The sequence below is a fragment of the Salinicoccus sp. Marseille-QA3875 genome, from assembly GCF_054950095.1.
In genome coordinates this window covers 2,254,565-2,266,595 of the sequence record NZ_CM143103.1, presented here as the reverse complement: position 1 = coordinate 2,266,595, position 12,031 = coordinate 2,254,565, and the positions used below count along the sequence as shown (strand labels likewise).

The following is a 12,031-nucleotide window of genomic DNA, read 5'->3' as shown; positions in this document are numbered from 1 at the left end:
CCTACATAATATACTTCGGATCTACATCGATCTTTAATGATAATTTATCCTTCTTATATTGTTCATTATAATATTCATTTATTTTGTGAAGCACTTCCATCAGATTCGGTTCCGACTTATATTTCAGCAATATTTGGAACCGGTACTGCTTGTTGATCCGCTCGATCGGGCTCGGTGACGGTCCGACGATGATCGCCTTGTCGGTGACGCTGTCCACGAGTTCCTTATGGATATGCGTCGTCGCTTCCAGACACTTTCCGACCTGTTCATGTGATACCGTGAACAGGACGTGGAAATAATAAGGGGAATAGCGCGCCAGTCTTCTAAACGCCATCTCTTTATCATAAAATGCCCGGTAATCGTTCGACTCTGCAAGTTCAATCGCATAATGCTCCGGGTTGTATGTCTGGAATATGACTTCGCCGGACAGCTCGTGTCTGCCGGCCCTTCCTGCAACCTGCGTCAGCAGCTGGTACGTCTTTTCATTCGCCCGAAAGTCCGGCAGGTTCAGCATCGTATCCGCGTTCAATACGCCGACCAATGTCACATTCGGATAATCGAGCCCTTTTGCAATCATTTGCGTGCCGAGCAGTATCGGAATCTTTTCATGTTCAAATGTATTCAATAATTTTTCATGCATGCCTTTTCTGCTCGTCGTATCATTATCCATTCTGACGATGTCCACATTGAATAAGTCCCTTAAAGTTTCTTCGACTTTTTCAGTACCCGTTCCGCGGAATGTTACATCATTGCTGTCGCAATTATCACATTCCCGCTTCACACCATCTTCATATCCGCAGTAGTGGCACAGCAATGAATGCTGCATCTTATGGTACGTCAGTGAAATATCACAGTTCGGACAATTCGGTACATGTCCGCAGCTCTGGCATATCTGGAAATTCGCATATCCCCGGCGGTTGAGCAGCAGCACGGTCTGCTCACCGCGTTCAATTCTCAGTTCGATCGCTTTTTGCAGCGCTTCGGAAACGATTGAAGTATTGCCTTTCCGGTGCTCATCGGACATGTCTACCGTCTTCGTTTCAGGCAGGGTTTTCGTCACTGCCCTGTGATTCAACTCGAGCCTTGTATAAACGCCCCTTTCACTTCTTGCATAACTTTCAAGGGAAGGTGTCGCCGAACCTAAAATCACCGGACAATTATAATGCCTGCTGCGGTATTTCGCAACTTCAACCGCATGATACATCGGTCTGTCCTGCTGCTTGTAAGTCGTTTCATGCTCTTCATCCACTATGATGACGCCGAGGTTTTCAACCGGCGCGAAGACACTGCTCCGTGCACCGACGACGACATCCGCCTGCTGATTTTTCACTTTCAGCCACTCATCATATTTTTCACCATGGGACAACCCCGAATGGAGAACAGCTACATCATCACCGAAACGGGCTTTGAAGCGGTTCACCATCTGAGGTGTGAGTGCAATTTCCGGCACAAGCATCAGAGCGGTTCGCCCCTTTTCCAGCACTTTCTGGATGACCTGCAGATAAACTTCTGTTTTTCCGCTCCCTGTAACCCCGTGAAGTAAAAAAGTTTCAGCTAGATCATGATCTACTGAATGGCTTATTTTATCATATGCATTTTGTTGTTCCGGATTTAAATCCTTCGGCAGATCCTCTTCAAACACTCTCGATTTATAAGGATCCCTTTCACTCACGACATCCATCTTTTCAACATAGCCTTTTTTGACCAGTTCATTGATCGTACCTTGAGTATAACCGTTATCAATCACTTCCGACTGTAATACATGCTCGTCATACTGTTCGATGAAATCCAGCAGCTCCAGCTGTTTGTATGCACGGCCGAAATCCCTTCTCGGTATGAAGGTCGGCTTCAGCGCACGGACATATTTCTTCTTCGTATGCTGCGTGACGATTGTTTCTTCCTTCACTTCTCCGGTGCGGATCAACGGTTTCAATTCAGAAAGCTGCGCCGTCGACAGTGTTTTGACTTCGATTTCAGGCGGAAGGTTCATGCTCTGCCAGATCATTTCCGCCTCTTTTGTACTGTCTTCATCCAGTGACAGCATCTTTTTCGACTTGCTCTTCAGTGCTGCGGGTAAAATCGTTTCTATCACCGATATATATGAAGTGATATAGTAATCCGCAAGATGCTTCGCCAGCTGGATCAGCTCAGCTGTCAAAACCGGCTTCACATCCAGCGCGCGGGTAATCGGTTTTATTTTCGAAGGGTCGTATTCGACTTCGTCTTTAATATCGATGACGTACCCCTGGATCTGGCGAGGGCCGAACGGTACGAGCACCCTGTGCCCGACCGCGATGAAATCGGTCAGTCCGTCAGGGATTTTATATTCGAATACTTTGTTGACGTCGCTTGCTGAAACGCTGACTATAATCGAAGCGAACATTATGAACGCCACCCATTATGGTCCGCCAGATTTTGCACAATCTGGTTCGCAAGCTGTACTTTCGATGCCTTTTTCAAATACGTTTCCGTGCCGTCCTTATACAGTATGGCCACCTCATTGTCATCGCTGTTCATGCCGATTTCAGGATTTGATACATCATTCATGATGATGCAGTCCGCATTTTTCTCCTTCAGCTTTTTCAGCGCATAATTTTTCACGTCATCCGTTTCCGCTGCGAAACCGATGACAGTCATATTTTCACTGTTGTGACCCACATATTTCAAAATATCCGTCGTCTTCTTCATTTCGATGACGAGAGTATCACTGTCATCCGTCTTTTTCATCTTGCCTTCAGAATATGTGACAGGTGTATAATCACTGACCGCTGCAGAAAAAACGCCGATATCCGCATCCATATGTTCTTTGACACTGTTGAACATATCTTCAGTCGATACGGCATTGATCGTCTGTACGCCGTTCGGCGGTGCGAGTTCCACCGGTCCGCTGACGAGCACGACTTCCGCCCCCAGCCCTTTGAAACTGTTAGCGAGGCTGTATCCCATCTTGCCGCTCGAATGGTTGGTGATGTAGCGGATCGGATCGAGTGATTCCCGCGTCGGACCGGCCGTGATCAGCACCTTTTTGCCTTTCAGCGGCTTATCATCTTTACTGCCGAGGAAATCCTCAATGTAGCCCATTATATCCGGAACGTTTGCCATGCGTCCTTTTGCATTGTATCCGCACGCTAAAAATCCGGATTCCGCATCAAGCACCTGGTAGCCTTCTTCCAGAAGTTGTTCAATATTACGCTGAATCGCAGGTTGTTCGTACATGTGTACATTCATGGCAGGTGCGAGGAGTACCGGCTTTGTATTAGCTGCAAGAACATTGAGCAGCATGTTGTCATATATGCCGCATGCAAGCTTGCTGATCGTATTGGCGGAAACGGGCGCAACGATGATCAGATCCGCCCACTCCCCGATATTGATGTGGGAAATGACCGATGGGTCCTCTTCTTTGAAAGTATCCGTATATACATGATTTCTGCCTATTGCCTGAAAGGCAAGCGGTGTGATGAACTCTCCCGCATTATCTGTCAGTACCACCTTCACTTCATGGCCGTTCTGAATCAATTTACTTGTCAAATCCACAGCTTTATAAGCTGCGATGCTGCCGGTCACACCGATGACAATATTCGCCATTATAAATTCACCCCAATTTTAAAAAAAGCTGACAATACTTTGTCAGCTACTTTTTTACCCTTACTTTATTTTCAGCAATCTCTTCGAATGCCATGCCTACTGTTTTAACAGAGTTATAGTTTTCCAAAATTGTGCTGTCAGGATAATCCTGCAGTTGTCTTGCTCTCTTTGCCGCAAGAGTAACTACGAGATATTTTGAATCAACGTTCTTCTTCAATTCATGTGCCGGTGGGTATAACATTAATTGTTGACCTCCAATAATAACTTTCTTAATTTTGATTCTACGCGTGCACGTCTCATGTGGGAAGCTTCGACTATACATTGTACACGGCGTTTCGCCAGTTGTACATCATCATTGATGACCACATAATCGTAAAGGTTCATGAGGGTGAGTTCCCTTTTCGCCTCTCTGATCCGGTGTCTGATGACTTCCATTGAATCCGTGCCCCGGCCGATCAGACGCTCTTCCAGCTGCGCGAGATTCGGCGGCGCCAAAAAGATGAACAGAGCTTCCGGGAACCTCTCCCGTACCTGCTTTGCACCTTCCACCTCTATTTCCAAAAAGACATCGTGTCCTTTTTCCATCGTTTCCACTACATAATCAACTGGTGTACCATAGTAGTTGCCTACGTACTGAGCATGCTCTATGAATTTATCCTGTTCTATAAGAGATTCAAACTCTTCCCTTGTTTTAAAAAAGTAATCAACACCATCCACTTCGCCTTCGCGCTTTTTGCGTGTCGTCATTGAAATTGAATATTCGAATCCCGTATCAGGATCCTCGAAAATAGCTTTTCTCACCGTGCCTTTACCAACGCCTGAAGGGCCTGAAAGTACGATTAGAAGTCCTTTATCTGAAGTCATAGCGAGTTACCTTTCTTTTTGTGATTATCTCTTAATGTATCATAAATAAAGGGAGAATTCATCTTAAAAAGTATTGAATTGTAATAGTTCGTGTTAAAATATTCTAGTAGCATATAGAAGGAGAGACAAAAATGGCATTTGATGGTAATTTTGTTCATGCACTGTGTGATGAACTCGAAACGATACAATCAGGCAAGATCAATAAGATTCAGCAGATGGATGATACATCACTGATTTTTAAGATCCGCAGCAGGGGCAGGAACCACCAGCTGCTGATCAGTGCACATCCCATGTATGCCCGTTTTCATCTGACTGACCATAAGTATGAATTCCCATTCGACCCGCCGATGTTTTCCCGCGTACTCAGAAAACACATAGAAGGCGGCATCATAGATTCCATAAAACAGGTCGGCAACGACAGGCAGGTCCACATCAGGATCAATTCCAAAAATGAAATCGGCGATGATATCACCCGCATTCTCATTTTGGAAATCATGGGGAAACATTCCAATATCATCATAACAGATACGGACTATAAAATTATTGAAGGCATCAAGCATCTGACGCCGAACAATAACGTGCGCACGATCATGCCGGGCTATTTGTATGAACAGCCTCCGACCGATAAGAAACTGAATCCGCGGACGGACGAGCTGAATGAACTGCCAAAACACATCGATTTCAACAGCGGAAAGATCAACCGTCAGATTTTGAAGGCCGTAGAAGGCTTCAGCCCTTTATTCATAAAAGAAGTGGCGTATCACGCCGGACATCTGACAATGCAGAATATCGTCGCCAGCATTCGGGAGACATTGGAAAAATCACGGGAAATCACCCCGGTTCTATATAAGAAAGAGAAAGATGTCTTCTATTTTACAAAGCTTGAACATATGGAAGCTGCACCGGTTGAATATGATTCTCTGAGCGGTCTGCTGGATGATTATTATCATAACCGTTTCCAAAATAATATGATCAGGCAGAAAGCGCATGATTACGTCCATGTCATCGACAGGGAATATGAACGCGTCGAACGGAAGATCGACAAGCTGAAAGAAGATCTGAAGGAAGCGGAAGTCAAGGATGAGTATCAGAAGTACGGAGAACTCATTACGGCCTATATGCATGAAATCAAACGGTACGACAAAGAAGCCGTTGTTTTCGACTATTACACGAACGAGGAAATTGCGATCCCCCTCGATCCGGAAATCGCACCGAACGACAACGCTCAGCGGTATTACCGCAAATACAACAAGCTGAAAGTCCGTGAAACGACTGCACGCAGGCAGCTTGATAAAGCGTATTCGGACCGGGAATACTTTTTGAACCTCCTGCATCAGATGGATGCGATCACGACTTCGGATGAAGTTGAGGAAATCAGGGAAGAACTTGTCGAAGAAGGCATCCTTAAATTCAAGCAGTCGAACAAAAAGAAAAAGAAGAATAAAATCCAGCTGCATGAGTTCAAGACGTCAAACGGCCTGACGGTGCTTGTCGGCAAAAATAATAAACAGAATGATTATTTGACATCCAGGAAAGCACAGAACAACCATCTGTGGTTCCACACGAAAGACATCCCGGGCTCGCACGTCGTAATTACACATGCAGCACACGAAATAGAAAATGAGGATATTTTGGAAGCAGCGATGATTGCGGCATTCCATTCGAAAGCCGGAAATTCTGAATCAGTGCCTGTGGATTATACTGATATTAAACACGTCCATAAAATATCAGGGGCAAAACCGGGTTTTGTCACGTATACAAATCAGAAAACAGTTTTTGTTACCCCGGTTGAAAAAGATGTTGATAAGATGAAAGTGATCAAATAGATGAGGTGAGAGGATTGTCTGAAAAGATTTGGGAAAAACATATTGATAACAGTCTGATTACTGATGACATGTATGAATCAGCCAGTGATAGAGACCATGAAGATGCCTATATTGCCGACCTTAAATTCGGTACGGCGGGCATCCGCGGTAAAATCGGTCTCGGACCGAACCGCCTGAACAGATATACAGTGGAGCGCGTTGCCCTCGGACTCGCAAAGTCTATGAAAGAACGCGGGCAGGATGTTGTTGTCATCGGCTATGACATCAGGCACCTGTCCAGAGAATTTTCGGAAACGATCGCTTCTGTACTCGTGAATAATGGTATGAAAGTTTATTTATCGGAAGGTTATATTACTACACCCGAGCTGTCATTTTTCACAAGAAGCCATGATGCGGATTTTGGAATCATGATTACAGCAAGCCACAACCCGCCGGAATATAACGGCATAAAAGTTTACGGTTCCGACGGTGCACAGATCACTGATGTGCCGGCAGAGGAACTCAGCAGTAAAATCAACGCCATCAATGATTTCTTCAATATCGGATCCGTTGATTTTGATGAAGCACTTGCCGACGGCAGAGTTGAACATATCGACTATGAACATTATGGAGATTACCAGCAGAAAGTGAAAACTTTGTCCGGACAGATACCTGAATCAGATCTGCAGGTCGTATTTTCAAGCCTGCACGGCACGGCACTGCCGCTCACACAGTATCTGCTCGAGTCGCTCGGATTCGACAATTTGATGCTTGTCGATAAGGAATGTGAAGCGGACAGTTACTTTACCAATGTCACGAGTGCCAACCCGGAAGATACCGATGCGTTTACCGGTGCGAGGGCACTCGGTAAAGATAAGAATGCCGACCTGCTTATAGCGACAGATCCGGATGCGGACAGAATCGGCATCGAAGTGTGGCATGAGGGTGAGTATGTCCACCTGAACGGCAATCAGCTCGGCGCAATACTTTTATACAACCGTCTGGATAAGACAAAGTTTGAGAAAACACCGGTTGTTGTAAAATCTGTCGTAACCAGTGATCTGAGCAAGAAGATTGCCAGGAAATTCGGTGCAGAAGTCATCGAAGTACTGACAGGTTTCAAATACATCGGTCAGGTCGCTTTGGAACTGGAAGAAGACACAAAAAGAGAATTCGCTTTCGGCTACGAGGAAAGCTATGGATATCTCATCAGCGACTTCGTCCGGGATAAAGACGCCATCCAGATCGTTCCCGCCATCGTCAAACTCGCAGGCAGTCTTAAAAATGAGAACTCGACACTCGTCGATTACTTGAACGGCATCTACGAAGAATTCGGCCGGCGTATGGAAAAGATGATCAGCCATAAATTTGAAGGTATTGAAGGCGAAGAGAAAATTGCAGAAATCATGGACCAGTTCAGAAGAAATACACCGACAGAGATCGAAGGCCGGAAAGTCATCTGTGTCGAAGATTTTAAAAACAGAGAAAGACGCCTGTCATCAGGTGAGACCGAAACGATCGGCCTGCCAAAAGCAGATGTCATCAAAATCCATTTCTCAGACGGCTGGATCGCCCTCAGGCCATCAGGTACGGAACCGAAAATCAAACTTTATGTATCACTCGATACCAACCACATCGATGAAGAGGCAAAAATCATCAATGACATGGTGTTTGGCGTGTAAGACAGGGTCAACACATGTTCGCGGGACTCACGGGCATGTGCTGGAACATTAACACACGTTCGCGGAGGTCACGAGCATGTACTGGGACGTAAACACATGTTCGCGGAGGTCACGAGCATGTACTGGGACGTTAACACATGTTCGCGGAGGTCACGAGCATGTGCTGGAACGTTAACACACGTTCGCGGGGCTCACGATCATGTGCTGACACATGTTCCCCCCATCCATACGGATGGTTTTTTTATTCTCACAAAGTGGTATTGATAATTAAAAACGGTGATAATATGAAAATCTATACAATCGGTCATTCCAACCACACTAAAGAAGAGTTTCTTGAAATGCTGCATCATGCAGAAATTAAATCCATTGCAGATGTGCGTGCTTTTCCATACAGTAAAAAGCATCCTCAGTTCAACGGTGATGAATTGAAAGAATGGCTGAGGGAAGCAGATATATCATATGAACATTTTCCGCATCTTGGCGGCAGACGCGGCACTTCATCAATAGTCGGACCAACGCTGAACGACGGCTGGGACAACCAGTCGTTTCATAATTATGCGGATTATACTTTGTCCGATGATTATAAGGAAGGCATCAAAGCACTCACAAAAAAGGCAAAGAAGCAGAACGTCGCCTATATGTGTTCTGAAAGCCACCCTGCCAGATGTCACAGGCTGATCATCAGCAACTGGCTCGCAGCGCACGGTCACGATGTCTGCCACATCATCCACCGTGCCAAAGGTGTTGAACTCGACACCCATCAACTTGGCAGGTGGGGTGCGATGCCGATTATCGAGGAAGACCATACAGTTGTTTATCCTGAACTGAAAGAGCGAGGTGATTATCATGTCGAATGAAAATAAGAAAGCATGGATCAGTATGATTGTACCTGTAATATTTTTAATTTTTATAGTCTTCTTCCCCTATCCTGAATCGTGGGGTTTTATTCTGAGATTTGTAACAACTCTCATTCCATTTCTGATCATCCAATATTATTTAAGCAGATTTTTAAATAAAAAGTTCCCGACGTATAAGGATTTACGGGATGACATAAAAAGCCGGTAAAAAAAACGTGGACGCCTCTCGGTCATCCACGTTTTTCAATCTATAGACCGTCTCTGAATCTGACGACTTCTTCCCGCTCTTCTTCAGTCAGCAGACTGTCTTTAATACTTACATCAAGTAAAGTATCAAGGTCGGACAGTGTTTCATATTCAAATCCGGAGCTTTCAAAATTATCATGTGCTTTTTCGAGCTGGTAGCTGAAGATGGCGAGTACAATTTCCACTTCTGCACCCTCTTCTTTCAAAATTTCAGCCGCTTCAATACTTGAACCGCCTGTTGAGATCAAGTCTTCGATCAGCACGACTTTCCTGCCCTTCACAGCAGCACCTTCAATCAGTCTGCCGGTGCCGTGTTTCTTTTTACTGCCGCGGACGTAGCTCATCGGCAGATCCATCGCATCGCTGATGAAAGCCGCATGAGGAATGCCTGCAGTAGAAGTTCCGGCAATGACTTCTGCGTCCGGTGATATTTCTTTAATCTTTTCAACAAAATACTGTACAATTTCTTTTCTTGCTTCAACATTGCCGATAATCTGTCTGTTATCGCAATAGATCGGTGAAATTATGCCGCTCGCCCATGTAAATGGATCATCCGGCTGTATTTTCACTGCACCGATATTCAGCAATGCTCTGGCGACGTTCTCACTGTTCAACTGCAGTTCCCTCCCACAGATCTTTGATTCTCTTATATTTCTCTGCCGGGTTTTCATCCTGCGTAATTGAACGGCCGACAACGATATAATCAGACTTCATGTCTCTGGCATCGACCGGTGTCACTACTCTCACCTGGTCATCCCTGGAGTCTTCCGCAAGGCGGATGCCCGGTGTCACAGTCAGAAATTCAGGTCCCAGTTTTTCATGGATGATTTCAGATTCAAGCGGAGAAGATACGACTCCGTCAAGTCCCGCTTCTTTGGCAAGTGTTGAATAATGTACAACACTGTCAGTCAGGGAGAGAACAGTCTGCTGTTCTTTTTGTACCATTTCATCACTCATTGATGTGAGCTGTGTTACTGCAATCAACTTGCCGTCCGGGTTGCCATCCTTGAATGATTCCACCGCACGTTTCATCATCGCAGTACCGCCCTGGGCATGTACATTCGTCATCTGTATATCCAGCCTGCCGAGACTTTCCATCGACTTCCCGACAGTGTTCGGAATATCATACAGTTTCAGATCCAAAAATATATCGTGCCCCATTTGACGAATTTCTTCGACCACTTTAGGACCATTTGACAAATAAAGTTCCATTCCTACTTTGACGAATAATTTCTCATCAAATTGACCTAAAAAATCTTTCATCGTGTCAAACTCTCGAAAATCAAGTGCAATAATTGGTACGTTCATAATATTTTCCCCCTATTTTCTTATGAATATGCTCTGCCTTTCAAATCATGTATATGATTCAGGCTCAGACTTTCCACTCGCTTTTCCAGATCATCAATCAGTGTCGGGCATATGTACGGGTCGGTAAAATTCAATGTGCCCACCGCGACCGCATCCGCGCCGACTGATAAGTAATCAAAAATATCATCCACTGTTGCAATGCCACCCATTCCGATTATCGGGATATCAGCTAAATGCTGCCTGATCTGGTAGATCATATTCAGAGATACAGGCTTGATGGCCGGTCCGCTGAGTCCGCCGGTAATGTTCGCCAAAATCGGTTTCCCGAATTTATCCAGGCGCATTCCAACGAGCGTGTTGATCATCGTCAGACCATCTGCCATATCTCCGACACTGTTAGCCATATCCACAATATTAGTGACATTTGGTGATAGTTTAACATAAACGGGTACTTCAGATACATTTTTTACTTCATAAGTGAGTTTTCTTGCTGTTTCAGGGTCCGTACCGAACTGTATGCCGCCCTCTTTGACGTTTGGGCATGAAATATTCAACTCCAGTGCATTGACATTCGGCGCCGCGGATATCTTTTTGGCCACACTCACATAATCTTCTATTTTTGTACCGGCCACATTCGCAATGATCGGTACATCGTATTGTTCCAGATATTTCAATTCATGCTCGATGATATGATCGACACCCGGGTTCTGCAGGCCGATGGCATTCAGCATGCCGCTCGCAGTCTCCGCAACCCGCGGTGTTTTATTCCCGCTGCGCTCTTCTTCAGTTGCAGCCTTTATCATGATGGCACCGAGCTTTGACAGATCATATAACTCAGAAAATTCCTTGCCGAAACTGAAGCAGCCGGAGGCAGGCATGACCGGATTTTTCAAGTCAAGACCGGGAAGCTGTACATGCAGTTTTGAATTTGTCATAGTACGACCTCACCTTTCCTGAATACCGGTCCATCGGTGCAGACTTTCGCCTGCGTGCCGTCGGTCCTGTCGCAGACACATGCATAGCAGACACCGAAGCCGCAGCCCATTCTTTCTTCCAAAGATACGTAACCGTCAATATCCAGCTCATCGCTGACCGCCCTCAACATCACTTTAGGACCGCATGCATAAAACCGGTCAAATTCTGCTGTCAGATTTCTGGTCACATCCGTGACGAACCCTTCCGTTCCATAGCTCCCATCCGCAGTGGCAATAAAAGTCTCCCCAAGTGCTTTGAACTTCTCTTCATAAAAAATGTCTTTCGCCGAGTTGAAGCCGAGTACATGAGTCGTCTTTACACCGATGCTGTTCAGCTGTTTCGCGAGCTCATAGAGCGGCGGGACACCGATGCCCCCGCCGATGATGAGTACATGCCCGCTTTTTTCGACCGGATAGCCGTTGCCCAGCGGTGAAAGAATATCGATGCTGTCCCCTGACTGATATTCCGTGAGCTTCCTCGTGCCCTCGCCGTCTGCTCTGTAAGTGATTGTGAACTGTGATTTTTCCAGGTTGATATCAGAAATCGATATCGGTCTGCGCAGAACATTCGATGTCCCGCCGCCTACCCTGATATGCACAAACTGTCCAGGGGTCTTCATGCTGTCTGTAATATCTCCCTCGAGCACCATTTCATAAATTTTATCAGCGATATTTTCCTGAGAGACGACAGTCATTATTTTTTTCATACT

At 45.6% G+C, this 12,031-nt stretch carries 12 protein-coding genes; 4 read left to right on the top strand and 8 right to left on the bottom strand.

Going from position 1 to position 12,031, the window contains the following annotated elements:
• Position 1: 1 nt before the first annotated feature.
• Genes priA through gmk form a run of 4 tightly spaced genes read right to left on the bottom strand, consistent with a single transcriptional unit; the run spans position 2 to position 4,449 of the window.
• Positions 2-2,383: a primosomal protein N' gene (priA, locus tag ACY8DT_RS11515; protein ID WP_462420453.1), complete on the bottom strand. Its 2,382-nt coding sequence runs from the start codon at positions 2,381-2,383 to the stop codon at positions 2-4.
• A complete protein-coding gene (gene coaBC, locus ACY8DT_RS11510) occupies positions 2,383-3,585 on the bottom strand; it encodes a bifunctional phosphopantothenoylcysteine decarboxylase/phosphopantothenate--cysteine ligase CoaBC (RefSeq protein ID WP_462420452.1) in 1,203 nt (400 codons plus the stop codon). The genes priA and coaBC overlap by 1 nt, the downstream gene beginning before the upstream one ends.
• A gap of 46 nt (positions 3,586-3,631) precedes the next feature.
• The gene (gene rpoZ, locus ACY8DT_RS11505; RefSeq protein ID WP_462420451.1) at positions 3,632-3,826 is read right to left on the bottom strand and encodes a DNA-directed RNA polymerase subunit omega; all 195 of its coding nucleotides are present in this window, start codon (positions 3,824-3,826) and stop codon (positions 3,632-3,634) included.
• Positions 3,826-4,449, bottom strand: coding sequence for a guanylate kinase (gene gmk, locus ACY8DT_RS11500; protein ID WP_462420450.1), 624 nt, complete (start codon positions 4,447-4,449; stop codon positions 3,826-3,828). Before gmk ends, rpoZ begins: the two co-directional genes overlap by 1 nt.
• A 131-nt stretch (positions 4,450-4,580) precedes the next feature.
• On the opposite strand from gmk, the gene ACY8DT_RS11495 reads away from it, so the two are divergent.
• The 4 genes from ACY8DT_RS11495 (at position 4,581) to ACY8DT_RS11480 (ending at position 9,001) form a co-directional block, all read left to right on the top strand.
• Positions 4,581-6,275 (top strand): Rqc2 family fibronectin-binding protein, encoded by a 1,695-nt coding sequence (locus ACY8DT_RS11495; protein WP_462420449.1) that lies wholly within the window; start codon positions 4,581-4,583, stop codon positions 6,273-6,275.
• A 14-nt stretch (positions 6,276-6,289) separates the two neighbouring features.
• Complete coding sequence (locus tag ACY8DT_RS11490) at positions 6,290-7,936, top strand: phospho-sugar mutase (protein ID WP_462420448.1); 1,647 nt, start codon at positions 6,290-6,292, stop codon at positions 7,934-7,936.
• Between the two features lie 284 nt (positions 7,937-8,220).
• Complete coding sequence (locus tag ACY8DT_RS11485) at positions 8,221-8,793, top strand: DUF488 domain-containing protein (RefSeq protein ID WP_462420447.1); 573 nt, start codon at positions 8,221-8,223, stop codon at positions 8,791-8,793.
• The gene (locus ACY8DT_RS11480) at positions 8,783-9,001 is read left to right on the top strand and encodes an SND2/TMEM208 family protein (RefSeq protein WP_462420446.1); all 219 of its coding nucleotides are present in this window, start codon (positions 8,783-8,785) and stop codon (positions 8,999-9,001) included. The genes ACY8DT_RS11485 and ACY8DT_RS11480 overlap by 11 nt, the downstream gene beginning before the upstream one ends.
• A gap of 40 nt (positions 9,002-9,041) precedes the next feature.
• On the opposite strand, the gene pyrE is transcribed toward ACY8DT_RS11480, so the two are convergent.
• The 4 genes from pyrE to ACY8DT_RS11460 are packed head-to-tail and all read right to left on the bottom strand — an operon-like array spanning position 9,042 to position 12,028.
• The gene (pyrE, locus tag ACY8DT_RS11475) at positions 9,042-9,653 is read right to left on the bottom strand and encodes an orotate phosphoribosyltransferase (RefSeq protein ID WP_462420445.1); all 612 of its coding nucleotides are present in this window, start codon (positions 9,651-9,653) and stop codon (positions 9,042-9,044) included.
• Complete coding sequence (pyrF, locus tag ACY8DT_RS11470; RefSeq protein WP_462422265.1) at positions 9,643-10,350, bottom strand: orotidine-5'-phosphate decarboxylase; 708 nt, start codon at positions 10,348-10,350, stop codon at positions 9,643-9,645. The genes pyrE and pyrF overlap by 11 nt, the downstream gene beginning before the upstream one ends.
• 17 nt (positions 10,351-10,367) lie before the next feature.
• The gene (locus tag ACY8DT_RS11465) at positions 10,368-11,282 is read right to left on the bottom strand and encodes a dihydroorotate dehydrogenase (RefSeq protein ID WP_462420444.1); all 915 of its coding nucleotides are present in this window, start codon (positions 11,280-11,282) and stop codon (positions 10,368-10,370) included.
• Complete coding sequence (locus ACY8DT_RS11460; RefSeq protein ID WP_462420443.1) at positions 11,279-12,028, bottom strand: dihydroorotate dehydrogenase electron transfer subunit; 750 nt, start codon at positions 12,026-12,028, stop codon at positions 11,279-11,281. The genes ACY8DT_RS11465 and ACY8DT_RS11460 overlap by 4 nt, the downstream gene beginning before the upstream one ends.
• Positions 12,029-12,031 lie beyond the last annotated feature (3 nt).